Here is a 26,911-nt window from a genome sequence, read left to right on the forward strand (position 1 = left end):
ACAGAACTTGTCAGGAATAGGGGTGCACAATGACCGTCATGGTCACCTGGAAGCAGTTCTCCGAAGAAGTTCCCGCCCTCGCCGACGCGGTCCAATCACGATTCAAGGCCCACAAGCATCACGTCCTCGCAACGCTGCGCAAGGATGGTTCACCGAGGGTCAGCGGCACCGAAGTCGAAATCCTCGACGGGCGTCTGGTGCTCGGTTCGATGTTCGGTGCACTCAAGGCGAAGGACCTCATCCGTGACGGGCGCTACGCCCTCCACAGCAATCCCGGCGAGCACACGATGGAAGGTGGCGATGCCAAGATCGCCGGAATTGCACGCGAAGTGACCGGCGACGAGTTCGAAGCCGTGCTGGCAAGCTACACCTACGACGTTCCGAAACCCCTGCACCTCTTTGCCCTCGACATCGACGAGGTGGTGCACACGACTGTCGACGACGAGCACATGTACGTAGACCTCTGGAAGCCGGGCAAGGAGATCACCCGCTTCACCAAGTGACGTTCTTCTCGCAGTGCTCGCCGTTGGCACACGATTCCACCTGGACAGTGGCGTGGGAAAGACCGTGACTCTCGAGGACGGTACGCGCGGATTCCAGAACGTTCGACGAATTCGCGTCACTGGTCAGGTGGACCGTCGCGACATCCATTCCGGTGGTAAGCGTCCAGACGTGTAGGTCGTGAACACCCATCACGCTCGGCAGCGCAGCCAGGTCGGCCTCGACCGCTTCGACGTCGACGTCGGCCGGCGATGCCTGCGTCAGAATGCGCAGCGATGCTGCGGCCAATTTGATCGCACGCGGCACCACCCACAGCGAGATGAGAACACCGACGACGACGTCCGCCCACGTCCAATTGAACAGCAGGACAAGGCCACCGGCGATCAGAACGCCGACGCTACCGACGGCGTCGGCGAGCACTTCGAGGTAGGCGCCGCGCACGGCCAGGCTGTCCTTGGAGTCGCCGCGCAGCATCAGCATCACGACGATGTTCGCGGCCAGACCGGCAGCCGCAGTGATGATCAGGGCGCCGCCCGGGATCTCGGGTTCGTTACCGATCCGGCCGATTGCCTCGTAGAAGACCCAGGCCGCGACGGCCAGCAGCATCACGGCGTTAGCCATGGCGGTCAACACTTCGGCGCGATGCCAACCGAAGGTCCTGGCCGCGGTGGTGCTGCCCTTCTTCGCGAGTAGCAATGCCGTCAGGCCCATCGCCATACCCACCACGTCGGTGAGCATGTGACCGGCGTCGGCAAGCAGAGCCAACGAGTTGATCAGGATGCCGACCGTGGCTTCGAGCACGAGGAACGCAACGAGGATCGCAAGTGCGATCGCCATTTTTCTGATGCGCTGCGGTGACGGTCCTACGCCGACCGAATCTGCTGCCGAGTGGCCATGTGAATGGCCGTGCCCTGCTCCCATTTGTCCTGTTCCCTCCCAAGTCCTTCTCAGAGCATATGCATACATTCGCATACATACAATGAGTTGCTCAGTGAGCGGGAAAGGGCAGAGGTCAGTGATCCGGCTCGTACGCTGGATGCGGCACGGTCGGCGGCAGAGTGGCGATCGACGAGATGCGCTTCATGCCTGCAACCTGCAAGAGGTCGACCACCAACGATCGAATCTGGGCGAACACCACCGTCGAGGACAGGCCCGCGTTCTCGACTATCGCCGGTTTCAATTCCTTGGCCACCGAGCGCAGGACACGCGCTGCCTCGGCTTGATCGGGCTGCTCCCCCGGCTCCGCCAGGATCATGTCCTTCAGCACTTCGACGGCTTTCGACAAGCGCTCGACCTGAGCCACCAAACGGGGATCGAGAATCTCGTCGTCCCTGACCAACGTCAGCGAACGACGCGCGAGCACTCTGATATTGCGCAACGCATTGTCGATGGGATCGGCTGTCGCCATAAGCCTTTCGAGGCGCGGTCGACTGTTCCAATACAGCGGGGAGATTCGGCTGATCTCTCGCCCGCCGAGGAGGTTGGTGCGCAAGCCATCGATGGCACCTTGGGTTGCGCGCGCCTTCTGGAGCGCCTTCACGATCGGGTCCGGATCGTTCGCAACAAGGCCGTCTGCCACCAATTGCAGTACCTCGGAAGCTGTTCCGAGAATCGACGCAGCATCCTTGCGTGCGCGTCGGACAGGATGGGTGGGGATGATCGCGACAACCGCGATGCCCACCAGACCACCAACCAGGGCATCGATCATGCGATCGGGCCCGCCGCTGCCACCCGGTGGAATCAGCGTCGCCACCAGCACTGCCGAGTTTCCGGCCTGCATCGAGAAAATCGGCCCGCTGTTCAGAAGCACCGCGACGGACATCGCCAGCACGACGACCAAACTGATCTGCCACGGTCCGCTCCCGATACCGGAGATGATCAGGTCACCGATTCCGATACCGACCGTGACGCCCGCAACCAACTCGAACGAGCGCCGCAACCGGGCACCCAGCGACAGACCGAGCGAGACCACGGCGGCAATCGGCGCGAAGAACGGCGCATGGTGCCCGATCACCGTAGTGGCAACCCACCACGCCAATCCGGCCGCCAAGGCACATTGAATGATCGGTAGCGCCGACGTCTGAAGCCGACGCACCGATTTGCGAGCACGGTCCTTGATGCCGGCCCGGCTCGGACGGAAACTGCTAACCGAGGCCAAGCGCTTCGGCGGCGTTGGGATCGCAGTCTTCGAGCAGATCGAGGCAACGCGCGTACTCGTCGGCCTCACCGATCGTCTTCGCGGCCTTGGCCAGGACAGCAACGCAACGCAAGAAGCCACGGTTCGGTTCATGGCTGTAGGGCACGGGGCCGAAACCCTTCCAACCGTTACGGCGTAGTTGATCGAGTCCGCGGTGATAGCCGGTACGCGCGTAGGCGTAGGCAGTGATGGTTTCGCCCTTGTCCAGGGCAGCCTCGGCGAGGTAGGCCCACGCGATGGAGGCAGTGGGATGGTCGGCCGCGACCTGGGCCGGGTCAGCGTGGTTGAGCAGTGCCGATTCCGCGTCGTCGTCGCCGGGAAGCAGAGTGGGCTTGGGTCCGAGCAGGTCACCGAATTGGGTCATGCGCTCATTGTGCCCGCTACACCTTTCCGCCACAGGACCGCCTCGCCGACGGTGGGAGTTATGCAGGCTACATACCGGTCGTTACCCTGACATGGTCATTGCTGCATAAGACCGAAGGGTTACCCGTGCCGGACTCGAAAGACGACAACTCGAAAAAGAGCGCAGCCCCGAACGGTGCGCCGGAGAAGTCGGTTCCGACCGAACCTGCGACTGTGGCGATTCAGAAGGCAGGCAAGGGCTCGACGGCACCGAAGGCGGACGCCGGAGTCAAGGCGCCGAAGGCGGACGCCGGAGTCAAGGCGCCGAAGGCGGACGGCGAAGGCACGGCAGCGAGTGCGCCAACCGTCGCGATTCCGAAAGTCGCGCAGCCGACACCAACATCCCGGCAAGCTCCGACACCACCTCGAGCTCCGACACCACCGCCGCAGCGCGCCGCGCCTCAGCGGGTAGGCGTCGCGCCAACCCCACCTCCGGCCCAGCCGATGCCGACTCGCATCGAGCCCGCCGCGCCGGAAAAGACCAAGCGCAGCGGCAAGGGTTGGTATATCGCAGCAGCAGCGGCAGGCGTCGCCGTCCTCGCGGCAATCGGCATCGCGGTCTTCGTCTCGTCCAACAGCGGTAGCGGTGAAAGCTCACCTGAAGCTCAGGTCCAGACCGCCATCTCGACGTACGTCGACGCACTGCAAACCGGCGATCTGGCAACTCTGCGAACGTCGACGTGTGGAGCGCTGGGCGAGTACTACCGCACCATTCCGGACGCGGCGTTCGCTCAGGTTCACGACAATGCCGTCGCGCAGAAGACGATTCCGCAGGTCGGAGCCGTCGACGCGGTCCGCATCACCGACGACACCGCGATCGCTCAGGTGCAGGCAAGTTTGCCGAGCACCGGCGAGCAGTCGTGGCGCACGTTCGACCTCGAGCGCCAGGACGGCACGTGGAAGGTTTGCGATCCCAGCAAGTAAGCACCTGAACAGAAGATGCGCGCCGGCGAGAATTTCGCCGGCGCGCATCTTGTTTTCTGAAGCTGAGTTGTGAAGCCGATCAGCCTGCGGACACCGAGCGTCCGGCCGACTTCAGGTCGTTGCACGCCTCGACGACGCGAGCCGTCATGCCTGCTTCGGCCTTCTTGAGGTAGCTGCGCGGGTCGTATGCCTTCTTGTTTCCGACCTCGCCGTCGATTTTGAGGACGCCGTCGTAGTTGGAGAAGAAGTGTCCGGCGATCGGACGGGAGAACGCGTACTGCGTGTCGGTGTCGACGTTCATCTTGACGACGCCGAAGTTCAGCGAATCCTCGATCTCCGACTTCAGCGATCCCGATCCGCCGTGGAAGACGAAGTCGAAGGGCTGTGAGCCGGCGGCCAGGCCGAGCTTGGCAGCGGCAACCTTCTGGCCCTCTTCGAGAACCTCGGGCTTGAGCTTGACGTTGCCCGGCTTGTAGACACCGTGGACGTTGCCGAAGGTGGCAGCGAGCAGGTACTTACCCTGTTCGCCGATGCCCAGAGCATCGACCGTCTTCTCGAAGTCTTCACTCGAGGTGTAGAGCTTGTCGTTGATCTCGGCCTCGACGCCGTCCTCTTCGCCGCCGACAACACCGATCTCGACCTCGAGGATGATGCGTGCAGCCTTCGAGAGGGCGAGCAGTTCCTTGGCGATGGCCAGGTTCTCGTCGATCGGGATGGCCGATCCGTCCCACATGTGCGACTGGAACAGCGGGTTACGGCCGGCGTCGACCCGCTCCTGTGAGATCGCGAGCAGCGGACGCACGTAGGTGTCCAGCTTGTCCTTCGGGCAGTGGTCGGTGTGCAGCGCGATGGTGACGTCGTACTTTGCCGCGATCACGTGTGCGAACTCGGCGAGCGCAACAGCGCCGGTGACCATGTCCTTGACGCCCAAACCGGAACCGAACTCGGCGCCGCCCGTCGAGAACTGGATGATGCCGTCACTGCCGGCGTCCGCGAAGCCCTTGATGGCTGCGTTGATGGATTCGGAGCCGACACAGTTGATGGCGGGGAAGGCAAAGGAATGCTCCTTGGCCCGACCAAGCATCTCGGCATAGACCTCGGGAGTTGCGATAGGCACGGCGGGAGTCCTCCATTTACGTGTCGTTCGGAGCGCTCGGCGATGTGAAAGCGCTTCGTGTGGTCCTAGCAGTATGGCAAGTCCGACTCGTCACGTCTCTTTGCGGTCTCGGCCGCCGCACAACCCCGGCATCAGTCACCGCCACCGACGCGATGACCTGCGGTGGTGGGAAACACTCAGATTCGGCCGGTACTCTGGCCTCCGTGAATGTGCAGGCAGCAACTGAATCCGTGACGAACCTGGCCTTGCTGCCCGGCTTCCTCGATCCCGTGAACCTCTTGAATTCCTTCGGAACGTGGGTTCTGGTGGGATTGCTTCTGGTGGTCTTCATCGAATCAGGCCTGCTGTTTCCGCTCTTGCCCGGCGATTCGCTCCTCTTCACCGCAGGGCTGATCGCGGCTTCCAAGTCGACCGAGATCGAACCGTTCGCACCTCTGTGGGTGCTCTTGGTGACAATTCCGATCGCCGCGATTCTGGGCGACCAAGTCGGGTTCTACATAGGCGCCAAGGGCGGAACTGCCCTGTTCAAGACGGACGACGCGCGGTTCTTCAAGAAGAAGTACATCGACGAGTCGCACGCCTTCTTCGAAAAGCACGGCCCGATCACCATTATCCTGGCTCGGTTCGTACCGATCGTGCGTACTTTTGCACCGGTGGTCGCCGGTGCTTCGAAGATGAAGTACTCACTGTTCCTGACCTACAACATCGTCGGCGGCATCCTGTGGGGTGCCGGCGTGACTTTGCTCGGCTACCTCCTGGGGCAGATCGAATTCATCCGCGACAATGTCGACTACATCTTCATCTTGATCGTCCTGGTGTCGGTTCTGCCGATCGTCTTCGAAATCGGAAAGCGAATTCTGGCGTCGAGACGTGGTGAAACGGCGAATACTTCCACTACGGACAATTCGACGGTGACAGTCCCCGAAGACCCCACCCCCTGATTGCAGAACGAGGCGAAGTACTGACGACGATGACGCTCGCATCCGGCAGTTTCTCCCCGCTCGAGACTGCCGGGCCTCTGTTGGTCTGGATCATCGTCGTCACGTTCGTCTTCATCGAGTGCGCGATCATTCTCGGATTGTTTCTGCCCGGTGATTCGCTTCTGATCACAGCCGGAATCGTTCTTGCCGGCCACGAGTCCGGTGCAGGCCACGTGTGGGCACTGTCGGTGGGCGCGATGATTGCCGCTATTGCCGGTAACCAGGTCGGGTACGTCATCGGCCACCGGACCGGCAATCACATCAAAGCCCGTAAGGGCGGCAAGTACTTCACCGAGAAGAATCTGCACCGCGTCAACATCTTGTTGGAAAAACACGGTTTCTGGGCGGTCCTGATTGCCCGTTGGGTTCCATGGGTGCGCACTCTGTGCCCAATGGTCGCGGGCGCGGCCAAGATGAACCACACGCGCTACACAATCGCGAGCACCATCGGCGCGATCATCTGGGCGCCGGTGCTATTGCTGCTCGGCTTCTATGGTGGCTCGTTCCTCGATCGTGTTCCGTGGTTGCTGCCCGCCGTACTGATCGTGATGATGGTCAGCTTGGTCATCGGTACCGCGTTGGGCATCTGGCAGTACCGCAAGGAGATGGCCCGTCCGGCCGAAGACGTCGAGGTCGAAGAAGTCCTCGACTAGAAGATGTCTTCTCAGTGCAGGTGGCTCTGGTCCCACGCCGGCAGCGGATCCTCGTAGTGAGTCCAGGCCCGCGATCCTTCGCGTAGTTCGTCATCGGTCAGCAGAGCCGGATCGAGGATTCGTGACGGCGCCGACTGGTCGAGTTTCACTCCGATGAACACGATCTCCTGTCCCGGCACCTCCGCCGCCGACGCCCACAGTTGAGCCGGTTCGATGACGAGGTTGGGGCCTGCCTGCGACCAGATAGCGGCGAATTCGGGCCGGCTGGCGATCCAGCAGAAACCCTTGCTTCGCAGGAGTCCGGCGAACTGACCGAGCGCAGCCTCGAGACGCGCCGGATGAAATGGTCGCGAGGCGCGATACGTGACGCTTCGTATTCCGTATTCCTCCGTTTCCGGGGTGTGCCCACCGGCCAGTTCCTCGTCCCAGCCCGGTACCTGCGCAGCCAGTTCCGGGTTGTAGAGACCGGTTTCGAGGACGCGATCGAGGGTGACTTTTCCGTGGTCCGTCCGAATCAGTTGAGCGGTGGGGTTGAGCCTGCGGAGCGTTGCCTCGACGGTTCCTGCCGCCCGCGGACTCACCAGGTCGGTTTTGTTCAGCAAGATGACGTCGGCGAACTCCACCTGATCGACCAGGAGATCGGAGATGCTGCGTCCGTCCCCCTCCCCGGCTTCGAGGTTGCGCTCGTCGAGTCGTTCGCCTTTTGCCAGCTCACCGAGGAAAGTCGACGCATCCACCACCGTCACCATCGTGTCGAGCTTCGCGAGCGAGCCGAGGCTGAAACCGTCCTCGAATTCCCAGTCGAAGGTCGCTGCCACCGGCATCGGTTCGGCGATGCCGGTGGACTCGATCACCAACTGATCGAACCGTCCTTCTCGCGCCAGAGCGCCAACGGCGTCGATCAGATCCTCACGCAATGTGCAGCAGATGCATCCATTGGTCAGCTCGACCAACTTCTCCTCCGTGCGATCGAGGTGGCCCTGGCCCGCGACAAGGGCCGCGTCGATGTTGATCTCGCTCATGTCGTTGACGATGACGGCGACGCGTCGACCGTCACGGTTGGCGAGGATGTGGTTGAGGAGTGTGGTCTTGCCTGCGCCCAGAAATCCGGACAGCACGGTTACCGGTAGCTGCTTCATCCCTTAATGATAACCGTTGTCATTATTGGCAACGTGAAGCGGGCCTACTGCACTGCGGACGTACTACCCGAGAACTGGCTCTCGGGCCTCGGCAAACCGAAATGATCGCGAAGCGTCGTACCCGGGTATTCGGTCCGGAACAGGCCGCGATCCTGCAGGATCGGGACCACTCGCTCGGTGAAGATCTCGAGTCCACCCGGGTAGTACGGTGGCATGACGTTGAATCCGTCGGCAGCACCGCTGGTGAACCATTCCTCGATCGTGTCGGCCACCTGCTCGGCGGTTCCGGCAAAAACCCGATGTCCGCGCGCACCCGCCAATCGACGAAGCAGACCACGAACCGTCGGACGCTCGCGCTCGACGATCCCCGCGATCACCTGCAATCTGCTTTGCTTGTTGTCGGTGACATCCCCTGCAGCCGCGAACAATTCGACGGGTACCGGTGCATCCAGTTCCAGATTCCGAACATCGGTCCCGGTGAGTGTACCGAGTTGCGCGAGCCCGTACTCCGGCGAAGTCAACTCGTTGAACTCCTGCTCGAGCGCCTTCGCCTGCTCCTCGGTGTCACCGATGAACGGGCTGATTCCGGGCAGGATCTTGACGTGATCGGGGTTGCGGCCGAACTGAGCAGCCCTCGACTTGATGTCGGTGTAGAACGCCTGAGCGTCGAAAAGTCTCTGGTGCGCTGTGAAAATCGCCTCTGCGTACTGACCGGCAAACGCGCGACCGTCGTTGGACGCACCGGCCTGCACCAGCACTGGGTATCCTTGCGGCGTTCGCGGTGCGTTGAACGGCCCCCGCACCCGCAGATGCCGCCCGACGTAGTTGATCTCGTGAATCTTGTTTCTGTCCGCGTAGATTCCGCTCTCGCGGTCCAGACTGATCGCGTCGTCCTCCCAGCTGTCCCACAGCCGCACCACCGCGTCGACGAATTCCCGTGCACGCGAATACCGGTCACCGTGATCCGGATGCTTGGCCAGCCCGAAGTTGGCTGCTGCCAGATCGGTGCCGGTGGTGACGATGTTCCACCCCGCGCGTCCGTTGGAGATGTGGTCGAGCGAGGCGAACAGCCGAGCCAGGTTGTACGGCTCGTAGTACGTGGTCGACGCCGTCGCGATCAATCCGATCCGCTCGGTCGCCACTGCAATGGCCGTCAACAAGGTGATCGGCTCCAACGTCCCTGCGGGACCATGCTCGACGTCGCTGCGCAACGCGGGACCGTCGGCGAAGAAGATTCCGTCGAACTTCGCTGCCTCAGCGGTGCGAGCGATCTCCTGGAAATACGTGACGTCGAACAGACGTTCCGGTGTCGTCCACGGATGACGCCACGCCGCTTCGTGATGGCCGGCGGGGTGAATGAACGCGTTGAGGCTCAGTTGGCGCGAGGAATCAGACATGCCTGAATGCTGGCAACAACCACCTTCCTCCGACAGGGTTACGGTTCGTGTGATTCCAACTCCGAGCGGGCGCTCGGTATCCTCGCATAGGTGACTTGTGTAGTTGTAGCCGAGTTCGTACCGTCTCTGAGGACATCACCTGTTCTTCGGCAATGGTGCGAAGTGTTCTCCGAAGGCCAGCGTCACCTTTCCGGAGCGTCGCCGACAGCGACTGCGCTGATGGAAATGATCGAGGCCGAAGACAATTCGGCCGATATACGGCGTTGGATTGCACGCGACGCCGGCACCGACGAGGTCCTCGGCATCGCCCAGGCACGACGAAACTCGGCCGAAGTCGATCTCGCAGAGTTTCGAATGTACGTGACACCCCATGCGCAACGACGAGGGGTAGGACGAGCGCTTGCCGAACTGGTCGAGGTCGACCTCGCCGGGTTCGGCGTGCAGAGAATCCGGGTCACTGCGCTCGTGGGAAGTGCAGCCGAACCCTTCCTACAAAGGTTCGACGGCCACCGCGTGTTGCTTCGGTTGGCCAACCAGGTACAGCACCTCAGCCCTCCCACCGCAGACAGCACTCGCCCCGGCTATCGAATCGTCAGTTGGCGCAACCGAACCCCGGACGAATTTGTCCGCTCCTTCTCGGAGGCATTGAACCGACTCCTCGACGCACCGGGCGCCGGACTGCAGATGCCCGAACGTAATTGGGGAGTCGACGAGGTCAGATCGTGGGAACGGAAGATGACCGGTGGCTCTCAGATACTTCTGGTGTGCTGCGCGGTCGACGACGCCGTCGGCGAAGTAGCCGCAGCGACAGTGGTGACGGTGGACGAAAATGACAGCACCCACGCTTCGCAGCACGACACCGTTGTACTCCCCCGGCACCGCGGGCACGGTCTCGCTCAGTGGGTCAAGGAGCAACAAGCGTCTGTGTTGGCAGCTGAATTTCCTTTGCTGAGAGAGATTTACACAACGGTGAACGCGGAAAACCACCCGATGCTGACCGTCAATCGGAGACTGGGATACCAGACCGTTGCGGAGCGAATCCTGGTGGAGATTGGATCGCACACGCCTCGGTGACAATCTCTCTCCACAGGTCCGGGTGAGACTGCCAGAAGTTGTGCGCGACACCGTCGACGACACCGAACTGACCGTTCGGCACGAGCGCGGCCAGTTGCTGCAACGGCCACGACGGGCGAATGTCGTCGGCCGCCGCGAGAAACGTCATGGGCACCTGTGAGTCAGCCAGCTGCCGAAACAGCTGTGGTTCATGGATCCATTCGATGAACGACTCTTGAAGCGATTGCCAGACAACAGGTTCCCAAGGTATCTGCGGGTCCTGCTCGATCCCCGCTTCGTACTGCTTCGACCACGTCCGGTCCTTGTGGAGACCGTGCCCCGCGATTCCGACGACGCCGGACACCGATTCCGGGCAGTCGAGTGCGTACCTCACTGCCAAGTCAGATCCCCACGAGTGCCCCAGCACGACCCAGCTGTCGATCTCGAAGGTGCGCCGGACCAGTTCGAGGTCCGCAACCGCCTGCGCCATCGTATGAGCGCCGCCACCGGAACGGCCGACTCCGCGCGGCTCAGGGCACCACGCGCGCATTCCTTCAGGAAGCAACTCGTCGTTGCCGAGATAGTGAACGCATCCCGGGCCGCCGGAGAGAACCAGAACGTCCGACCCTGACCCACCGACATCGATGTGAAGACGAACACCGTCAGTGTCGATCACGTGCCGGGATTCCATGACGAAGAAGCCTAACGCTTACGCGGGTATCCCGCCGCCGAGACGACAAATGCCGCTTCCATGAGCATCCACCCGCCCACCTGCACCGAGAGGTCTCGCTCTGGGACGCTCGACGAGCGCACCGTCCCGGCGGCGAAGGTGGCGATGTCGCCGGACAGACTGGGCAACTGGGCGTCCTTTGTCCAGTCGTGTCCGAACAGCGGCAGTCCTTCGATCTGCAGTCTGTTGTTCCAGGCTGCTTCCGCGGAGGACAGAACGATCTGCGCTGCAAGTTCTCGCGCTCGCAGGTCCTCGTGGGTCTCCCACGACAGGTTCACCACCACGAACGCGAGGTAGCGAGCCAAGATCGCGTTGAACAATCCGCCGTCGCCCCCGCCACCGCCCGTGATGACTCCGTACTCGGTCATGCCGTCGTACACGGCGTCGACCAGCTTGTGGACTCGCTCGCGGTGACGCGGTTCGCCCAATCGCGTCGACAATTCGGTTTCCAACCCCAGCGTGACGCCCTGACAGTACGAATAGATCGCGCGCTCGAGGGTGCCGTCGCGTCGGATACCGTCGAAGATCAGTCCGGAGTCCGGATCCCGCAGCGTCTCGTCGATCCAGTCGGCTGTTGCCTGAGCACGCCAGAGTTTTCCGGTGCGCGCCAGCATGATTCCGGCGGGTCCGTTTGCCGGGGTGTTGTAGAAATCGGAGCCCTTGCACCACGGAATACCGCCGCCGTCGGCCGGGGACCACGAATCGAAGAGTTGCGATTCGAGCGCCTGGACCGCTGTTCGGTGATCGACCGAGAACATGCGTTGAGCACGTTCGAGGGATAGACCCAGCCACGCCATGTCGTCGTAGTAATTGTTGGTCCACGCCGAGACGTTGCGGACCCGAACACTGCGGGCAACCTTCGCGACCCGGCGACGACGCTTGGGTGTCGGGTCACGTTCGAGCGCGTCGATTGCAGTATCGAGCAGGTGTGCTTGCCACCAGTAGTGCCACGGCTTGAACATCCTCTCGCGCCGAACAGCAGGCCAGGCAACCACGCCGAGTGCCGTCCGGGGCATTCCCCACAGGCGCCGAAGGTGACGACTGACTATCGCGCCCTCAGCCGCATCGGCCCGCTCTGCCCACACTTCCTGCATAACTACCTATCCTGTCTGGTCGAGGCGCTACACGCTAGCCGGAATTCGCGAGCGAGATCAGCGGGAATCGGCGAGATCGGCATGCTCACGTACCCACGCGTGCATCGCAATGCCGGCCGCGACACCGGCGTTGATGCTGCGAGTCGACCCGAATTGCGCAATCGAGACCGTCATGGACGCAACCTCTTTCGCATGATCGGTCACTCCGGGCCCTTCTTGACCAAACAGCAGGATGCACTCTCGCGGCAGGCTTGCCGTTTCCAGCGGCACCGACCCGGGAGTGTTGTCGACGGCCACGATCGTGAGTGAATTCTCACGGGCGTACTCGACGAGCTCGCCGATGTCGGCGTGGTGAACGATGTGCTGGTATCGATCGGTCACCATGGCGCCCCGCCGATTCCAGCGCCGACGCCCCACGATGTGGACGGCGGCTGCGGCGAACGCGTTGGCCGTGCGGACCACCGTGCCGATGTTGGCGTCGTGCGCGAAGTTCTCGATGGCAACATGCATGGTGTGACGGCGCGAGTCGATGTCCTCGACTATCGCTTCCCGCGTCCAGTACCGATACTCGTCCAAGACGTTTCGACGATCACCCTCGACCAGAAGTACCGGGTCGTAGCGCTCGTCGGTAGGGGGTTCGGTGTCGTGCTCCTCGGTCCACGGCCCCACGCCGTTGGGGTTCTCACCCCATTCGGTGGGTCCCGGTTCGCCAGCCCCACCGGAAACGTCGTCGGCAGCGACTTCGGTCATCAGAACACCTCGTTGGAATGTGCAGCCACGGTGAAGCCGTGCGTGGTCTGATCGTTGACACACGAGACGTCTGTCGCGGTGGTCGTGCAGGTGAAACCCAGTTTGCTCAGTGGTTGACCGGCCGCCAACACCGGATCGGCGTCGGCGCCGCCCGACGTGTACACCTCACCGCCCGAACACATGAAAGCACCCTCGCCCTCGCCGGTGACGCGAATACCGTTGCCCCAGTTGACCATGCAGCTCTCCGGTCGCGGCGGAACCGGGGTGGTCGTGCCCTCGCACCCGGCTTCGGTCCTGGTGGGCAACTTGATGATGCCGCACTGGAAGTTCCCGTCCGGAGTGGTGAAGTAGTACGACTCGTTGCGCTCGAACTGCACGTCCGTGAGCGTCGTCGTCGGCGGCAGTGTCGTGGTCGGAGGTTCGGTGGTCGTGGTGACGACGGGCGCGACGGTGGTTGTTGTCGTCGGCACGGCTGTCGTGGTGGTCGAACTGGGCTGCGCCGCTACGGTCGGCGCTGAATCCGCCTCGCCGCCACACCCTGCAAGCAAGAGCGCCGACCCGACACCCAACAACACGAACCCCACCCGAACACGAACCACCCGACTACCTCCACACACGTCACCTTGGCCCAGCAACAGCCGACAGTGCACTCTATCGCGTGGTCGACTAAGTGCTGGTGACGCGCTTGTTCATCAACCGTGAGAGCCACGCGGGCGAGAACCGCGACGCGCTGAGGAAGAGTTTCGCCTGAGTTCCGACCGGGTAGTGAACCTTGTGTATGCGTCCAGCGCCGCGCGTGGCCGCCCACAACTCCTGGGCGACGTCGGTGGCGGTCAATTTGATGCCCAACGATCTGGTGGCACCGGTGTCCATTCCCGTGACCATCGCCGTCTGGACGAACAGGGGCCAGAGCGCGAGTACGCGGATGTCGTGCTGCGCCCATTCCAGATCGAGCGCCTCGGTCAAGCCGCGGATCGCGAACTTCGTGGCGCCGTAGGTCGCGAGTTCGGGTTGGCCGTAGATTGCCGAGGCGGAGCACAGATTGACCACCTGCGCCCCGGCGGTATCGCGGAGGTACGGGAAAGCCGTGTGCGTGCCGTTGAGGGTGCCGGTGACATTGATATCGATCATTCGGCGATGTGCCGCAAGAGAAATATCCTCGAATCGTCCTGAGGAGAGCACACCCGCGTTATTGATCAGGATGTCCAGACGCCCTGACTCCCCGGCAAATTCGGCTAAGCACTGCGCCCAGCCGAGCGAATCCGTGACGTCCAGGACTCCCGTCACGACGCTGCCAGCGAAACCGTCGATCTCGGCCTTCAGGGAGGCAAGGCCGGCGTCGTCGATGTCGAACGCACCGACGCGGTATCCGTTGCGCGCGAACAACAGCGAGGTCTCCCGCCCGATTCCCGCCGCAGCACCGGTGATGAAGACGTTCGGTTCGCTCATGCGGTCAGGCTATCCTGGATGTGGAGGAAATCTGATGAATCACCGTCGCGTCGTACACACCGTATGTTTCATCGCGGTGGGGTATCTGATCGTGCTCGCGGTGTGGCTCGGATGGCTGGTCGAGCACACTCCCCCTGGCACTCTTCCCTATCAGATCGGCGGACTGCTCGCCGCTTTCGGTTCGGTTCTCGGATTCGGGATGGCCTGGGCCAACCGCCCGACCCGCGCCGAACGCAAACTCGAAAAGCACGGTCTCGAAGGATGGGCACGAATAGACACGGTCACTCCCTTGCGCCGAACCGTCGACGGTGAACTGGCCAAACTCGCACTTCACCTCACGGTTCCCGGCTCCGGCTCGTACTCGGGCCGGATCGAGTACGAGATCCGACCCGAGTACAAAGACAAGATCACTCCCGGATCCACGGTCACCGTCCTGGTGGACCCGCAGAACCGAGACCGAATCATGCTGTGCCCGTGAAAACTAGATGCTCTTCTTGCGTCCCAGTGCCAACATGCCTTCCACCAGCATCAACTGTGCGCCCGCGTACGACGCCAAGATCACACCCTCGGCAGCGGCGCGGCCCGCGGTCCCGCGAATGAACAGTCTACGAACCACGATCAGCCCGTCGGACGCGGTGAAGAGCACTCCGCCCAAACCGAGCCAGGAGCGTCGATCCTTGTTCGGAACGACCACGTCGAGCACGGCCTTCGACTGCGGCGCCAGAGCGGGGTCCGCCGACAACGTCGAGGTGGTTCCCAACATCAATCCGTATCCGGTCAGCGGCGTCGACACGCTCGGCGCCTTGGCACGGAGCAGACCGGACGCCGTCGACCAACCGCTGATGCGGGGCCGCAGGGCAGCGCGGGTCGGGCGAGCGCCGCGGCGCAGCAGGAGCGCAGAGTAACTTGCCTGCATCACCGCGAACGACGACGCACCCTTGATCAGACGGGCATCGTTGTCCGGGTCGATCATGAACACGTCGCCGACGGTTGCGGCGGCGAGGCCGGCCAGAAGCAGTGCGGTATCGGCAGTTTCCGTCTCCGAACGCTTGCGCAGCACTCGGGCAGCCAGGGCGGGTGCGATCAACGGCTTCGCGATCTGCTGAACCCGCTCGTTACCGACTACTGCCCCGACCACGGTCGCTGCCGTCGCCGCCGCAAAAACTGCGTGCTCGATGCCCCACTTGCCCGCCATCACAATCCTCCTGTTGGTTACACGTCCAACAGCGACCGTACTGGGTCACTCAAGCGGCATCGCCGGATTTGACGTCCGCGCCGTAGACATCGACGTATTCCTGCCCCGATTGCTCACAGAGCACTGCCATCAATTCGTCCGTCGCCGCACGTACGACGGCCTGGTACCCGCGAAGTTCGCGATATCGCGAGAAGTCGATCGGCTCCCCTACCGTGATCCGAACCTTGCTGAAGCGCCACATCCGAGTACCCGGCGGGTTGACGGCGTCGCCGCCATGCACGACGACGGGGATGACCGGCGCCCCGGTTTCCAAGGCGACACGAATCGCTCCGGTCTTTCCCTTGTACAGGCATCCGTCGGGTGATCGTGTTCCCTCGGGGTAGATCCCCCAGACACCACCCTTGTCGAGAATCCCGGTGGCCGTGTCCAACGCCGCACGGGAGGCGTCGGCGCCGCTACGGTCGATCGGCACCTGACCCGCCCCACCGAAGAACCAGCGCTGCATCGCGCCCTTCACACCGGTCCCGGTGAAATATTCACTCTTCGCGACGAAGGTGATGCGTCGGCGCACCATGAGAACCAGGAAGAACGAGTCGACGACTGCCCGATGGTTGCCGGCGAGAATCACCGGTCCTTTCTTGGGGATGTGGTGCTGACCCTCGATCGTCGGCCGCCCGAACAGCCAGAGGACCGGGCCGATCAGGACGTATTTGAACAGCCAATAGAGCACAGGGCATCACCTTTTCCGTCTAGTAGACAGCGTCTACGTCGAGAATAGTAGACACTGTCTTCCATGACTGTCAGCAGCCTTCGCGAAACACTCGTCGCCACCGGCGTCGAGATTCTCGATGCCGACGGCGCCACAGAACTGACGCTACGGGAGATCGCGCGTCGTGCGGGCGTGTCACACGGCGCCCCGCGGAGATACTTTCCGACCCACAACAGCCTGCTTGCCGCAATTGCCTCACATGGCCTGCGCGATCTCACCGACAGACTCGACCCCATCCTCACCGGCAAACAACCCGCTCGTAGCCGATTGATCTCGGCAGCAATCGAATACGTGTCATTCGCCCAGGAACGACCGGCGATGTTCGAGTTGATGTTTCGCCACGACCTCCTCGAGGGCGCAGGCAGCAACCTCCGAGAGTCTTCACTCCCACTCTTCGCCACCCTGCACTCCCTGTGCGAAAAGGCCGACGCCTCCGATCCCACCACTTCTGCGTTGAACATCTGGACCGGAACCCACGGCATCGCAGTGCTGGCGGCAAATCGAAGCCTCGCGCTCGTCGCACCCGACCTCGATGTGCCGTCACTGGTCGCCACCGCCGTGACGGACCACCTTTTACAGACTCGTTGATTTACATAGTTAACCTATGCAATAATATTCTTCGTGACAGATGAAGAACAGCAACTGCACGAACTACTCGTCGACCTCGTGAGCAATACGCACCGCTTCGCGAAGCTGGCTGGTTCGTTCGCGTCCGATCAGTACCCACGCGCCTGGCTGCGCGCGCTCTCGCTACTCGAGGAATACGGCGAAATGCGGATCAGCGATTTCGCTCGACTCGACAGAAGCTCGCAGCCCTCTGCCACTGCGCTACTGCGCAAACTCGGCGAGAACGGTTACGTCGAACGCCGCGCCGACCCCGAGGATGCCCGGGCAGTTCGAGTCGCCATGACGGAAAAGGGACGAAAGATCTTGAACGACGGTCGAAACGAGATCGCCGACGCTCTAGTCCCCCACTTCGTCGAACTCGGGCCCGAACAGATCAAGAAACTCGCCGACGGATTGGCCGAATTGCGGTCCATCATCAAAACTTCCGACCCCAGCTGAAACACCCACCACTGAAAAAGGAGGTGGCCGTGAGCAACACGACCGCGACATCAACGCACCAGAACGAGGCTCCGCCGAGCCTCCTGAAGCAACCGAAAGCGGTGTGGGCGGTAGCCTTTGCCAGCGTCATCGCCTTCATGGGCATCGGTCTGGTCGACCCGATCCTCAAGCCGATCGGTGAACAACTCGACGCCACACCGTCCCAGGTTTCACTCCTGTTCACCAGCTACATGCTCGTCACCGGCGTCGCGATGCTCATCACCGGTGTGGTCTCGAGCCGCATCGGCGCCAAGAAGACACTCCTCGCCGGGCTCGCGATCATCATCGTGTTCGCTTCTCTTGCAGGCGCTTCCAGCACCATCGGTCAGATCGTCGGATTCCGTGCAGGCTGGGGACTCGGCAATGCGCTCTTCATCGCAACGGCGCTCGCGGCTATCGTCGGCGCGGCCAGTGGCGGCGTCGCTCGTGCGATCATCCTCTACGAGGCTGCATTGGGAATCGGCATCGCGGTCGGACCGTTGGTCGGCGGAGTTCTCGGTGACATCAGCTGGCGCGCACCGTTCTTCGGCGTCGCAGCCCTGATGGCGGTTGCCTTCATCCTCATCGTCGTGATGCTTCCCAGCGCACCCAAGCCCGAACACCACACATCCATCGCCGCGCCGTTCCAGGCGCTGCGGCACCGCGGACTACTCACCGTCGCCATCACCGCGCTGCTCTACAACTACGGATTCTTCACCCTGCTCGCGTACACACCGTTCCCCCTCGACATGGGGGCGTACCCGATCGGATTCATCTTCTTCGGCTGGGGACTGATGCTGGCGATCTCGTCGGTTTTCCTCGCCCCACGCCTGCAACGTCGCTTCGGCACACTACCGATGATGATGCTGGCGCTGACACTGTTTGCACTCGACCTCGGCATGATGGCGCTCTTCACCGAGAACAAGATCGTCCTGATCGTGGGCGTCGTCCTCGCCGGTTTGTTCCTCGGTGTGAACAACACACTCATCACCGAGACCGTCATGATCTCGGCTCCCGTCGAACGGTCGACCGCCTCTGCTGCTTACAGCTTCGTTCGATTCGTCGGCGGCGCCGCAGCCCCGTGGGTAGCCGGCAAGCTCGGCGAATCCAACGTCCACATGCCGTTCTGGGTCGGCGCGGTTCTCACCCTCGCCGCCGTGTTCGTCCTGTCGAGCGGACGCAAGGTCCTTGCTCACGTCGACGACCACGATCCCGCGCCGCACAGCGTCGACGAAGCACTCGCCGTAACCGTCGGCGACTGACCCCTGTGAGTGGTTGAGGAGTGCGAGGACTCCTCAACCACTCACGGGGCGTCAGCTCAGGTTCAGATCTTCCAAGCCCAGCAGCGATCGGTACTCGACGCCCTCGGCACCGATCACCGCATCCGCACCCGTCGCGCGATCGACGACCGTAGCGACTCCGACCACGGTGGCCCCTGCCTCGCGCAGGGCCTTCACTGCTGTCAACGGAGAATTGCCCGTCGTGGTCGTGTCCTCGACAACCAGGACACGCTTGCCGACGATGTCCGGGCCCTCGATCTGTCGCTGCATCCCGTGCGCCTTGGCAGCTTTCCGAACGACAAACGCGTCGATCGGGCGCCCGGGAGCATGCATCACCGCCATCGCAACCGGATCGGCGCCCATCGTCAAACCTCCGACGGCGTCGAAATCCCAGTCCGCGACCAGTTCACGCAGCAGTGAGCCGATCAGCGGCGCAGCCTTGTGGTGAAGTGTCGCGCGGCGAAGGTCGACGTAGTAATCGGCTTCCTTGCCCGAGGACAACGTCACCGTTCCGTGTACAACAGCCAATTCGCGCACCAGCGCAGCCAAATCCTCACGATCGCTCATGAGTGCTCAGCCTACCGACCACTGCCTTACGTTCGGCTTCTGCCTCTGGGCTACGTCCGCCCGCGGCCTCGTCCGACGATGTTGGTCAGCCGGCGAACCAGCCCCTTGGGAACCAGACGCCCGGCTGTCGTGAGGACCTTGTACTGGATCCCCGGAATACTGATGACCTTGTCGTCACCGAGATCCTTCATCGACGCCGCAACCACCTGGTCGACGCTCAGCCACATCGGCTTGGGGATGGTGGACATCTCGATGCCCGCACGCTCGTGGAACTCGGTGCGGATGAAGCCCGGGCACAGCGCCTGCACACGCACTCCCGTTCCGGCCAACCCGCCGGACAGTCCCTCGGTGAACGAAATGACATATGCCTTGCTGGCCGAGTACGTCGAACCGCGCCCGGACAGCAGGCCCGCGACGCTCGCCACGTTGACAATCGTTCCGTGCGCCGACGCGATCATGCTGGGCAACGCAGCGCGAGTCAGCCGCATCACGGCGGTGACGTTGACGTCGAGTTGCGACTGCAGAAGCGCCGGATCTGCAGTCCAGAACTCGCCGGAGGTACCGAATCCGGCGTTGTTCACCAACACCTCGACGCCCTTCTCCAGACGCAGCGCGACCGAATCGCGTCCAGCCTCCGATGCGAGATCGGCAACCAGAATCTCCGACTCGGTGCCGAACATCGTCTTCATCTCGGACGCGAGATCGTGCAATCTGACCTCGTCACGCGCGACGAGAACCAGGTCGTATCCGAGGGAGGCGTATTTCTTGGCGAAACCTGCGCCGAGACCAGAAGTAGGTCCGGTCACCAGGGCAACGGGACGCACGGGGCGATCCGAGTGGGAAGTCGACATACCGGCCACGCTAGTGGTTATTGCTACTGGACGGGAACCTGAAGGTCAGTCGACGGGGCGAATTGTGCCCGAGCGCTGCGACGCCGGACGCTGAGCCGGCTTGTCAGCCGCCTCGGGTTTGCGCAGCGATTGGTCCTGACGTGGCGCAGATTCACGCGGTCCAGACTCACGCGGCGTAAATTCACGCGGCGCAGCCTCACGAGGAGGCTGCTCCTGACGCGAACGGGGCTGCTCTACGGGATCCGGAGCGGGGCGAGACTTCTCGGTACCAGGCCGCGGGCGGCTCGGATCGTGATCAACCTCGAGTTCGTTGGGATCGGTGACCGGGGGCAGTACGTGCAAAATGCCGGACAGGCGCGCAACCGACTCGATTGCCGCGTCCCAATCCCGGCCGTTGCTGGTCACCGGGAGCGAACCGAGCGTCCACTGGCCTTCGCTCCACAGCATGCTGATGGACGAGGGAACCGATTCGGTGAACGCCACCATGCGCTGATCACAGACGCGACGAGCAATCTCGAGGTCCGTCGCAAAAACCACCCGGGAACCGATCGCACCCAGCAGGTTCAGGTCGCCGTCCTTGGGCGGAGCCGTCGACTTCAACCGAAGATCGATGTCGACGTCCGACCCGATCTCGCGGCGAACGGCCACGATCGTTGCGGTCTCTTCCAGGTCGAACAGCACGAACTGCTCTCCGCGACGGCGGCCGCGGACAACGTCGGTAGCAGTCAGGTAGTCCTGCTTGGCCATGACCGCGCGGTGCCATTCGCCTGCCAGCTGATCGTCGGTGGCCGTGTACGTGTAACCCTGCGCCTTTGCCCAGATCTGACGCACTCGCCCCGATTGATCTCGCCTCGTCCTGTCGACGTACAGAAGCGCACCCGCGCCTGCGAGTGCAATTACTGCCAGTCCGAACCACATTCCAGTCATCACCCTCCAGGGTAGCGACTCACGGCCTCAACCTCCCGCGACACCCTGGTGGACTCGCCCGATGTGTCGTGAACGACTCAGTTGCCGAACTTCGGCAACGACGTACTCAGAATCGTGTTGGCGGTCATCGTGCCGTTCTCCACCGGAGTTCCGTCGACGACGATGTTGTCACCCGGTTGCAGATCGGCGATGGTCGCACGGTTAAGCGCGATGAGTGTGGTGTCCGCAGTGGTCAGGACCGTCACCTGCGAGCCGCCGATCGAATCGATGACCAACGTGCCGCCGTCGTTCGACTTGACGGTGCCGACTGCTCCCCCGGCGTCACCGATCACTTCGCCGAGCCCGCCCGGAAGCTGGCTGAGCGGGGAATCCGTCGTCGGAGTCGGCGCCGTGGTGCTTGCCTTCGGAGGTGTGGTGGTCGGTGCCTGCGTCGTAGTGGTCGGGGGGACGAAGGCGGTCTGGGTGCCCTTGTCGTTCGAACCGAACGCCGAGAACGCGATGATCGCGATCACGGCGACCAGAATCCCGACCACGCCGGCGGCCACCCACGTCGCGAGCTTGCGCTTCTTGCCGCCTCCCGGTGACCCGTCTTCGATGAACGGCTGTTCCGGCGGAACCCCGCCACCACCACCGGCAACCGGGTACTGCTGCGTATTCCCGTACTGCTGGGCCGTGTACGGCGGATAGGCCTGCGTCGCACCGGGCGGCGGCGCCTGCGGATCGAACTGCGGGTTGTAGGCAGGAAAGGCCTGGGTGGGATTCGGCTGCTGCCCCTGCTGACCCAAGTACTCCGTGTTCTGATCCGGACCACCGTAGGGATACTGCTGTGCCCCTGGCGGTTGACCGAAATACTCCGTCGGCTGGTTCGGATTCGACTGGCCGGACACGGTCCCGTACTGCTCCGTTGGCTGGTCGGGCGTGCGCCCCCACACCTCGGTCGCCTCGGGATCCTCACGGCGCGCCCCACCCGAGTTACGCGGATCGTTCTGATCGGTCATGCCTGGCCACCTTCGGTTAGGACGAAAGAGCGTCGAAGTCGTTCGGAGAGGCGCGAGTGCAGACATCCCCAGTTCGAGCATCCAGCCATCCAGGGTAGAACAAAATGCGAATGCCCCGCCGATCCACTTGGATCGACGGGGCATTCCGCTTACCGAATCAGGAGAGAACCAACTGATCCGCGTCCTCGCTGACACCGACATGCACGGTGTCGCCGTCCTGGACCTTGCCGGCCAGGAGCAGCTTGGCGAGCTGGTCGCCGATCGACTGCTGAACGAGTCGACGCAATGGCCGAGCGCCGTACAGCGGGTCGTAGCCGCGCACCGCGAGCCACATCCGAGCCGCACCGTTCACCTCGAGGGTGAGACGACGCGCAGCCAGACGCTTCTGCAACTGCTCGAGCTGGATGTCCACGATGTGCTCCAACTGCTCTTCGGAGAGCGAGTCGAAGACAACGACGTCGTCGAGACGGTTGATGAACTCCGGCTTGAACGCGTGGCGTACCGCGTCCATGACCTGCTCACGTGTTCCACCGGATCCCAGATTGGAGGTCAGGATCAGGATGGTGTTGCGGAAGTCCACCGTGCGGCCTTGACCGTCGGTGAGTCGGCCTTCGTCGAGCACTGCGAGCAGGACGTCGAACACGTCGGGGTGTGCCTTCTCGACCTCGTCGAAGAGGACCACCGAGTACGGGCGTCGCCGAACTGCTTCGGTGAGCTGGCCGCCGGCTTCGTAGCCGACGTATCCCGGAGGGGCACCGACGAGTCGGGCCACCGAGTGCTTCTCACCGTATTCGCTCATGTCGATGCGGATCATCGCGCGCTCGTCGTCGAAGAGGAAGTCCGCCAAGGCTTTGGCGAGCTCCGTCTTACCCACGCCGGTCGGGCCGAGGAACAGGAAGGAACCGGTGGGCCGATTGGGGTCGGCGACACCTGCTCGGGCGCGGCGAACCGCATCCGAGACGGCGACGACGGCGTCGGTCTGGCCGACGACTCGCTTGCCGAGTTCGGACTCCATGCGGAGCAGCTTCTCGGTTTCGCCTTCCATCATCCGGCCGGCGGGGATTCCGGTCCAGGCTGCGACCACGTCTGCGACGTCGTCTGGCCCGACCTCTTCCTTGAGCATCACGTCACCGTCGGAGGCGGCTCCGGAAGCGGCTGCTGCCTCTTCCAGTTCCTTCTCCAGCGCCGGGATGCGACCGTAGCGCAACTCGGCTGCCTTGCCCAGATCGCCGTCACGCTCAGCGCGTTCGGACTCTCCTCGCAGGGTTTCGAGCTGTTCCTTCAGCACGCGCACCGAGTCGATGGCCTGCTTTTCGTTCTGCCAGCGGGTGCTGAGCTGATTGAGCTTTTCGCGGTCGTCGGCGAGTTCCTGACGCAGCTTCTCGAGCCTTGCCTTGGACGCGTCGTCGGTTTCCTTCTCGAGTGCCACTTCTTCGATTTCGAGTCGGCGAACAGTGCGTTCCACCTCGTCGATCTCGACGGGTCGCGAGTCGATCTCCATACGAAGTCGCGATGCGGCTTCGTCCACGAGGTCGATGGCCTTGTCCGGCAGGAACCGCGACGTGATGTAGCGGTCCGAAAGCGCGGCAGCAGCCACCAACGCGGAGTCGGTGATGCGCACGCCGTGGTGCACTTCGTAGCGCTCCTTGAGGCCGCGCAGGATGCCGATGGTGTCCTCGACCGAGGGCTCACCGACGAGCACCTGCTGGAAACGACGCTCGAGTGCTGCGTCCTTCTCGATGTACTTGCGGTACTCCTCGAGCGTGGTGGCGCCGACCAGTCGCAGCTCACCGCGGGCGAGCATCGGCTTGATCATGTTGCCTGCGTCCATCGCGGATTCACCGGTGGCACCGGCGCCGACGATGGTGTGCAACTCGTCGATGAAGGTGATGACCTGTCCGGCGCTGTTCTTGATGTCGTCGAGAACCGCCTTGAGGCGTTCCTCGAATTCACCGCGGAACTTGGCACCGGCGACCATGGACCCGAGGTCCAGGGACACGACGGTCTTGCCTCGCAGCGATTCCGGGACGTCACCCGCGACGATGCGTTGGGCCAGGCCCTCCACGATCGCGGTCTTGCCGACGCCGGGCTCACCGATGAGTACCGGGTTGTTCTTGGTACGACGCGAGAGCACCTGCACGACACGGCGAATCTCGGTGTCGCGACCGATCACCGGGTCGAGCTTGCCGCTTCGTGCGGCTTCGGTGAGGTCAGTGGAGTACTTTTCCAGCGCTTGGTAGGTGCCTTCGGGCTCCGGGCTGGTGACTCGAGCGCTGCCACGGACAGTGGTGAAGGCTTCACGCAATGCGTCCTGGGTGGCGCCATGACGTACGAGCAACTGTGCGACGTCGGAGTCGCCGCCGGCCAGTCCGTAGAGGACATGCTCGGTGGAGACGTACTCGTCGTCCATCTCGGTGGCGAGGTGCTGAGCAGCGGTCAGTGCCGCGAGTGCCTCACGCCCGAGTTGCGGAGTGGAGCTTGCGCCGGTTGTCTTGGGCAGGCGATCGACGATTGCCTGCGCTTCTCGGTGTACGACGGTGGGGTCGACGCCTACAGCTTTGAGTAGTGGGGCAGCGATGCCGTCGGTCTGGTCGAGCAATGCGACCAGCAGATGGGCAGGCCGGATATCGGGATTACCCGCCGACGACGCCGACTGCAGTGCAGCCGTCATCGCAGCCTGGGTCTTGGTTGTTGGTGTGAACGAGTCCACTTGTCACCTTTCTGGCGAAGTCGAACGGGAAGAGCCGCGACCGGTTGGTATTGCGACTGTGTCACTATGCTCAACGCGGACAAACTTGAGTCTATTCCGCTCAAGTTTGTTTTCGCCAGGCCGAGTTGGTTTCGTAGGTCACATTTTCGGCCGTACTAGAATTGTGGCGAGAGTTGCAGCTGGTGCGAAAGGGGGGATGGATTGGATCCGACAGTGATCGCCCGTCTGCAATCCAGCCTCGATTCTCTGACCGACGACGAAGAGAGCCGTGCGCACTTCTCGGCCGTGTTCTACACCGGCCTCTTTGCGGAACATCCTCTGTACCGCTCATTGTTCCCCGCCGGGATGGAATCGCAGGGCCACCGTTTCTTCAGAGCGATCGAGTTCGTCGTGAAGAATCTGCCCCAGCATCGCCGAATCCGGAAGTTTCTCACCCAACTCGGCCGCGACCACCGCCGCTACGGCGTCGAGCGTGAGCACTACGAGGCCGCCGGCGTCGCTCTGAAGCGCGCGGTTCGGTCGATGTACGGAACCAGCGCGCACAGTCGCTACAAGTGGACACTGGAACTGGAGGAGGCCTGGTCTCAGTTCACCGATCTCGTCGTCAGCACGATGGCCGACGGTGCCGAATCCGATACGTCCCCGGCGCTCTGGGGTGGGACCGTGGTCAGCCACGAACGAGTCCTCGACGACCTGGCGATAGTGCGACTCGAAGCCGACCCACCCATTCCGTACGGGGCGGGGCAATATCTCGGCGTTCAGATTCCCCAGCGCCCGAAAATGTGGCGGTACTACTCACCGGCGATTCCGACCAACCCTTTCGGCCAGCTCGAGTTCCACATCCGCAAGGTGTCGGGAGGATGGGTCAGCCCCGCGATCGTCAGCGAAACCAATGTCGGTGACCGCTGGGTCATGTCCACTCCCCTCGGCGGCTTGGAGGTCGACTTCACCAGCGACCGCGACGTTCTCATGATCGGGTCCGGCACCGGCATCGCTCCACTGCGGGCCCAAGTGATGGAAATGTCTCAACGCGCGCACAACCCGCGCGTGCACCTCTTCGTCGGCGGCCGCTATCCGTGCGACCTCTACGACCTCGAAACCCTCTGGCACATCTCGCTCAGCAACCCGTGGTTGACCGTCGTACCGGTTTCCGAAGAACCCGAAAACCCTTGGTGGCACAACGGACCGGTGCTCGAACCACCCTTCGGAATGCACAGCCGGCTGATCGGACCGATCGGAAAAGTGGTCGCGCAGTTCGGCTCGTGGGCCGACCGTCAGGTGCAGATCTCGGGGTCACCGTCGATGATCAAGACAACCGTCTACGCCTTGCGTGCCGGCGGAACTCCGCTCGATCAGATCCGGCACGACCCGCTCTACTGACTACAGGAGAACTTTCATGGCCCAGCGAACCTGGTCGAGCACAGTCGTCGAACATCACCGTCTCCGTGAGGATCTGGCGGTTGTCCGCCTGGTCGGCGACGTCATCCCGTTCCGCCCCGGCCAGTACGTCGACGTCAGCGTTCCGCAGAATTCGCGGTTGCTCCGCCGACTCTCCCCCGCCCTGCCTCCCTCACACGACGGGAAGTTGGAGTTTCACGTCAAGACGGTTCCCGGAGGTTGGGTCAGCGGCTCGATAGTCAAGGACACCCAGCCTGGTGACGTCTGGCAGATCCTCGACCCGCGCGGCGATCTGTCGGTCGACGAGAACGGCCCCACCGTCATCATGGTCGCGGGCGGAACAGGTTTGGCCCCACTCCGCTCGATCATTCTCGATCTGGCTCAGACTCCGAACCCGCCGCAGGTGTACCTCTTCTTCGGCGGCCGAACGCTTCGTGATCTCTACGCAGCGGACATGCTGTGGCTACTCGCCGACCAGTTTCCGTGGTTGCAGCCGATTCCCGTCGTCGAAGATCTTTCCGACGGCGGCCCGCCCGACGGATGGTTCGACCGTTTGAACGTCGACATCGGATTCGGCGACGACCATCTCATCGAAGGCACACTCGCCGACGTCGTCGCGTCGTACGGTGCGTTCACCGAACATCAGGTCCTGGTGTGCGGATCAGCGGCCATGGTTCGATCGACGCGTGATCGATTGATCGAGGCCGGAACGCCGGCCGAGGTCATTCAGTTCGATCCTTACTGACG

The 26,911-nt window shown here is 63.0% G+C and carries 29 protein-coding genes; 11 read left to right on the plus strand and 18 right to left on the minus strand.

The features are described from left to right. The first annotated feature begins 38 nt into the window (after positions 1-38). A complete protein-coding gene (locus R4P65_RS22215; RefSeq protein ID WP_317828306.1) occupies positions 39-503 on the plus strand; it encodes a pyridoxamine 5'-phosphate oxidase family protein in 465 nt (154 codons plus the stop codon). On the opposite strand, the gene R4P65_RS22220 is transcribed toward R4P65_RS22215, so the two are convergent. The 3 genes from R4P65_RS22220 to R4P65_RS22230 form a co-directional block, all read right to left on the minus strand. Continuing rightward, positions 493-1,422, minus strand: coding sequence for a cation diffusion facilitator family transporter (locus tag R4P65_RS22220; protein WP_003944295.1), 930 nt, complete (start codon positions 1,420-1,422; stop codon positions 493-495). The two genes, R4P65_RS22215 and R4P65_RS22220, sit on opposite strands and share 11 nt — an antisense overlap. Positions 1,423-1,513: 91 nt before the next feature. Further along, entirely contained in the window at positions 1,514-2,659 is a 1,146-nt protein-coding gene (locus tag R4P65_RS22225) for an FUSC family protein (protein WP_317552631.1), read from the minus strand. Beyond that, a complete protein-coding gene (locus R4P65_RS22230) occupies positions 2,646-3,062 on the minus strand; it encodes a DUF3151 domain-containing protein (protein WP_042452165.1) in 417 nt (138 codons plus the stop codon). Before R4P65_RS22230 ends, R4P65_RS22225 begins: the two co-directional genes overlap by 14 nt. 125 nt (positions 3,063-3,187) lie before the next feature. Here R4P65_RS22230 and R4P65_RS22235 point away from each other — a divergent pair, with 125 nt between their 5' ends. Beyond that, positions 3,188-4,024: a nuclear transport factor 2 family protein gene (locus tag R4P65_RS22235; RefSeq protein WP_317828134.1), complete on the plus strand. Its 837-nt coding sequence runs from the start codon at positions 3,188-3,190 to the stop codon at positions 4,022-4,024. A gap of 79 nt (positions 4,025-4,103) precedes the next feature. Here the strand turns inward: R4P65_RS22235 and fbaA are convergent, their stop codons facing one another. Further along, positions 4,104-5,141 carry a class II fructose-bisphosphate aldolase gene (fbaA, locus tag R4P65_RS22240; protein WP_021343256.1) on the minus strand — a complete coding sequence of 346 codons (1,038 nt, stop codon included), beginning with the start codon at positions 5,139-5,141 and terminating at the stop codon, positions 4,104-4,106. A 152-nt stretch (positions 5,142-5,293) separates the two neighbouring features. Here fbaA and R4P65_RS22245 point away from each other — a divergent pair, with 152 nt between their 5' ends. Both R4P65_RS22245 and R4P65_RS22250 read left to right on the plus strand, forming a co-directional pair. Continuing rightward, entirely contained in the window at positions 5,294-6,082 is a 789-nt protein-coding gene (locus R4P65_RS22245; RefSeq protein ID WP_411742582.1) for a VTT domain-containing protein, read from the plus strand. Between the two features lie 29 nt (positions 6,083-6,111). Beyond that, positions 6,112-6,774 carry a DedA family protein gene (locus R4P65_RS22250; RefSeq protein ID WP_003944306.1) on the plus strand — a complete coding sequence of 221 codons (663 nt, stop codon included), beginning with the start codon at positions 6,112-6,114 and terminating at the stop codon, positions 6,772-6,774. Positions 6,775-6,785: 11 nt separating this feature from the next. Here the strand turns inward: R4P65_RS22250 and R4P65_RS22255 are convergent, their stop codons facing one another. Both R4P65_RS22255 and R4P65_RS22260 read right to left on the minus strand, forming a co-directional pair. Next, a complete protein-coding gene (locus R4P65_RS22255; RefSeq protein WP_317828135.1) occupies positions 6,786-7,913 on the minus strand; it encodes a GTP-binding protein in 1,128 nt (375 codons plus the stop codon). A 44-nt stretch (positions 7,914-7,957) separates the two neighbouring features. Next, a complete protein-coding gene (locus tag R4P65_RS22260) occupies positions 7,958-9,310 on the minus strand; it encodes an LLM class flavin-dependent oxidoreductase (RefSeq protein ID WP_317828136.1) in 1,353 nt (450 codons plus the stop codon). A gap of 162 nt (positions 9,311-9,472) precedes the next feature. Between R4P65_RS22260 and R4P65_RS22265 the strand changes: the two genes are divergently transcribed. Next, entirely contained in the window at positions 9,473-10,384 is a 912-nt protein-coding gene (locus tag R4P65_RS22265; RefSeq protein ID WP_317828137.1) for a GNAT family N-acetyltransferase, read from the plus strand. On the opposite strand, the gene R4P65_RS22270 is transcribed toward R4P65_RS22265, so the two are convergent. From R4P65_RS22270 to R4P65_RS22290, 5 genes are all read right to left on the minus strand, one after another. Next, complete coding sequence (locus R4P65_RS22270) at positions 10,311-11,054, minus strand: alpha/beta hydrolase (protein ID WP_317828138.1); 744 nt, start codon at positions 11,052-11,054, stop codon at positions 10,311-10,313. The genes R4P65_RS22265 and R4P65_RS22270 overlap by 74 nt on opposite strands. A gap of 11 nt (positions 11,055-11,065) precedes the next feature. Beyond that, complete coding sequence (locus tag R4P65_RS22275) at positions 11,066-12,187, minus strand: glycoside hydrolase family 76 protein (RefSeq protein ID WP_003944321.1); 1,122 nt, start codon at positions 12,185-12,187, stop codon at positions 11,066-11,068. A gap of 57 nt (positions 12,188-12,244) precedes the next feature. Then, the gene (locus R4P65_RS22280) at positions 12,245-12,937 is read right to left on the minus strand and encodes a TrmH family RNA methyltransferase (protein WP_317828139.1); all 693 of its coding nucleotides are present in this window, start codon (positions 12,935-12,937) and stop codon (positions 12,245-12,247) included. Continuing rightward, positions 12,937-13,536 (minus strand): DUF6636 domain-containing protein, encoded by a 600-nt coding sequence (locus tag R4P65_RS22285; RefSeq protein ID WP_317828140.1) that lies wholly within the window; start codon positions 13,534-13,536, stop codon positions 12,937-12,939. The genes R4P65_RS22280 and R4P65_RS22285 overlap by 1 nt, the downstream gene beginning before the upstream one ends. Before the next feature lie 67 nt (positions 13,537-13,603). Then, entirely contained in the window at positions 13,604-14,386 is a 783-nt protein-coding gene (locus tag R4P65_RS22290; protein WP_317828141.1) for an SDR family oxidoreductase, read from the minus strand. Between the two features lie 34 nt (positions 14,387-14,420). On the opposite strand from R4P65_RS22290, the gene R4P65_RS22295 reads away from it, so the two are divergent. After that, the gene (locus R4P65_RS22295; protein WP_230816321.1) at positions 14,421-14,864 is read left to right on the plus strand and encodes a hypothetical protein; all 444 of its coding nucleotides are present in this window, start codon (positions 14,421-14,423) and stop codon (positions 14,862-14,864) included. A 3-nt stretch (positions 14,865-14,867) separates the two neighbouring features. On the opposite strand, the gene R4P65_RS22300 is transcribed toward R4P65_RS22295, so the two are convergent. Continuing rightward, positions 14,868-15,581 carry a lysoplasmalogenase gene (locus R4P65_RS22300; RefSeq protein ID WP_317828142.1) on the minus strand — a complete coding sequence of 238 codons (714 nt, stop codon included), beginning with the start codon at positions 15,579-15,581 and terminating at the stop codon, positions 14,868-14,870. A gap of 49 nt (positions 15,582-15,630) precedes the next feature. After that, on the minus strand, positions 15,631-16,311 hold the full coding sequence (locus R4P65_RS22305; RefSeq protein ID WP_317828143.1) for a lysophospholipid acyltransferase family protein: 681 nt from the start codon (positions 16,309-16,311) through the stop codon (positions 15,631-15,633). 63 nt (positions 16,312-16,374) lie between these two features. On the opposite strand from R4P65_RS22305, the gene R4P65_RS22310 reads away from it, so the two are divergent. The 3 genes from R4P65_RS22310 to R4P65_RS22320 are packed head-to-tail and all read left to right on the plus strand — an operon-like array spanning position 16,375 to position 18,695. Beyond that, the gene (locus tag R4P65_RS22310; RefSeq protein ID WP_317828145.1) at positions 16,375-16,938 is read left to right on the plus strand and encodes a TetR/AcrR family transcriptional regulator; all 564 of its coding nucleotides are present in this window, start codon (positions 16,375-16,377) and stop codon (positions 16,936-16,938) included. Between the two features lie 33 nt (positions 16,939-16,971). After that, on the plus strand, positions 16,972-17,415 hold the full coding sequence (locus tag R4P65_RS22315) for a MarR family winged helix-turn-helix transcriptional regulator (RefSeq protein WP_020906635.1): 444 nt from the start codon (positions 16,972-16,974) through the stop codon (positions 17,413-17,415). Positions 17,416-17,438: 23 nt separating this feature from the next. Then, positions 17,439-18,695, plus strand: a complete 1,257-nt coding sequence (locus tag R4P65_RS22320; protein ID WP_003944384.1) for an MFS transporter — start codon at positions 17,439-17,441, stop codon at positions 18,693-18,695. Between the two features lie 51 nt (positions 18,696-18,746). Here the strand turns inward: R4P65_RS22320 and pyrE are convergent, their stop codons facing one another. From pyrE to clpB, 5 genes are all read right to left on the minus strand, one after another. Next, a complete protein-coding gene (pyrE, locus tag R4P65_RS22325; RefSeq protein ID WP_317828147.1) occupies positions 18,747-19,280 on the minus strand; it encodes an orotate phosphoribosyltransferase in 534 nt (177 codons plus the stop codon). Positions 19,281-19,330: 50 nt separating this feature from the next. Further along, on the minus strand, positions 19,331-20,131 hold the full coding sequence (locus R4P65_RS22330; RefSeq protein ID WP_230816325.1) for an SDR family NAD(P)-dependent oxidoreductase: 801 nt from the start codon (positions 20,129-20,131) through the stop codon (positions 19,331-19,333). A gap of 45 nt (positions 20,132-20,176) precedes the next feature. Further along, complete coding sequence (locus R4P65_RS22335; protein ID WP_317828307.1) at positions 20,177-21,049, minus strand: hypothetical protein; 873 nt, start codon at positions 21,047-21,049, stop codon at positions 20,177-20,179. Positions 21,050-21,135: 86 nt separating this feature from the next. Continuing rightward, positions 21,136-22,056 carry a hypothetical protein gene (locus tag R4P65_RS22340; protein WP_230816326.1) on the minus strand — a complete coding sequence of 307 codons (921 nt, stop codon included), beginning with the start codon at positions 22,054-22,056 and terminating at the stop codon, positions 21,136-21,138. Between the two features lie 157 nt (positions 22,057-22,213). Next, positions 22,214-24,766, minus strand: coding sequence for an ATP-dependent chaperone ClpB (clpB, locus tag R4P65_RS22345; RefSeq protein ID WP_230816327.1), 2,553 nt, complete (start codon positions 24,764-24,766; stop codon positions 22,214-22,216). 201 nt (positions 24,767-24,967) lie between these two features. Between clpB and R4P65_RS22350 the strand changes: the two genes are divergently transcribed. Both R4P65_RS22350 and R4P65_RS22355 read left to right on the plus strand, forming a co-directional pair. Further along, entirely contained in the window at positions 24,968-26,146 is a 1,179-nt protein-coding gene (locus R4P65_RS22350; protein WP_317828148.1) for an FAD-binding oxidoreductase, read from the plus strand. Positions 26,147-26,162: 16 nt separating this feature from the next. Next, entirely contained in the window at positions 26,163-26,909 is a 747-nt protein-coding gene (locus R4P65_RS22355) for an FAD-binding oxidoreductase (RefSeq protein WP_317828149.1), read from the plus strand. Positions 26,910-26,911: the final 2 nt, after the last annotated feature.

Source organism: Rhodococcus sp. IEGM 1318, from assembly GCF_033142465.1.
Taxonomy (GTDB): domain Bacteria; phylum Actinomycetota; class Actinomycetes; order Mycobacteriales; family Mycobacteriaceae; genus Rhodococcus_F; species Rhodococcus_F qingshengii_B.

Bases quoted from the DNA above. Each gene is read 5' to 3' on its own strand.
- R4P65_RS22215 (WP_317828306.1), top strand. From the start codon at position 39: ATGGTCACCTGGAAGCAGTTCTCCGAAGAAGTTCCCGCCCTCGCCGAC.
- R4P65_RS22220 (WP_003944295.1), bottom strand. From the start codon at position 1,422: ATGGGAGCAGGGCACGGCCATTCACATGGCCACTCGGCAGCAGATTCG.
- R4P65_RS22230 (WP_042452165.1), bottom strand. From the start codon at position 3,062: ATGACCCAATTCGGTGACCTGCTCGGACCCAAGCCCACTCTGCTTCCC.
- R4P65_RS22245 (WP_411742582.1), top strand. From the start codon at position 5,294: ATGACCTGCGGTGGTGGGAAACACTCAGATTCGGCCGGTACTCTGGCC.
- R4P65_RS22250 (WP_003944306.1), top strand. From the start codon at position 6,112: ATGACGCTCGCATCCGGCAGTTTCTCCCCGCTCGAGACTGCCGGGCCT.
- R4P65_RS22255 (WP_317828135.1), bottom strand. From the start codon at position 7,913: ATGAAGCAGCTACCGGTAACCGTGCTGTCCGGATTTCTGGGCGCAGGC.
- R4P65_RS22260 (WP_317828136.1), bottom strand. From the start codon at position 9,310: ATGTCTGATTCCTCGCGCCAACTGAGCCTCAACGCGTTCATTCACCCC.
- R4P65_RS22270 (WP_317828138.1), bottom strand. From the start codon at position 11,054: ATGGAATCCCGGCACGTGATCGACACTGACGGTGTTCGTCTTCACATC.
- R4P65_RS22275 (WP_003944321.1), bottom strand. From the start codon at position 12,187: ATGCAGGAAGTGTGGGCAGAGCGGGCCGATGCGGCTGAGGGCGCGATA.
- R4P65_RS22280 (WP_317828139.1), bottom strand. From the start codon at position 12,937: ATGACCGAAGTCGCTGCCGACGACGTTTCCGGTGGGGCTGGCGAACCG.
- R4P65_RS22290 (WP_317828141.1), bottom strand. From the start codon at position 14,386: ATGAGCGAACCGAACGTCTTCATCACCGGTGCTGCGGCGGGAATCGGG.
- R4P65_RS22295 (WP_230816321.1), top strand. From the start codon at position 14,421: ATGAATCACCGTCGCGTCGTACACACCGTATGTTTCATCGCGGTGGGG.
- R4P65_RS22300 (WP_317828142.1), bottom strand. From the start codon at position 15,581: ATGGCGGGCAAGTGGGGCATCGAGCACGCAGTTTTTGCGGCGGCGACG.
- R4P65_RS22310 (WP_317828145.1), top strand. From the start codon at position 16,375: ATGACTGTCAGCAGCCTTCGCGAAACACTCGTCGCCACCGGCGTCGAG.
- pyrE (WP_317828147.1), bottom strand. From the start codon at position 19,280: ATGAGCGATCGTGAGGATTTGGCTGCGCTGGTGCGCGAATTGGCTGTT.
- R4P65_RS22330 (WP_230816325.1), bottom strand. From the start codon at position 20,131: ATGTCGACTTCCCACTCGGATCGCCCCGTGCGTCCCGTTGCCCTGGTG.
- R4P65_RS22335 (WP_317828307.1), bottom strand. From the start codon at position 21,049: ATGTGGTTCGGACTGGCAGTAATTGCACTCGCAGGCGCGGGTGCGCTT.
- R4P65_RS22340 (WP_230816326.1), bottom strand. From the start codon at position 22,056: ATGACCGATCAGAACGATCCGCGTAACTCGGGTGGGGCGCGCCGTGAG.
- R4P65_RS22355 (WP_317828149.1), top strand. From the start codon at position 26,163: ATGGCCCAGCGAACCTGGTCGAGCACAGTCGTCGAACATCACCGTCTC.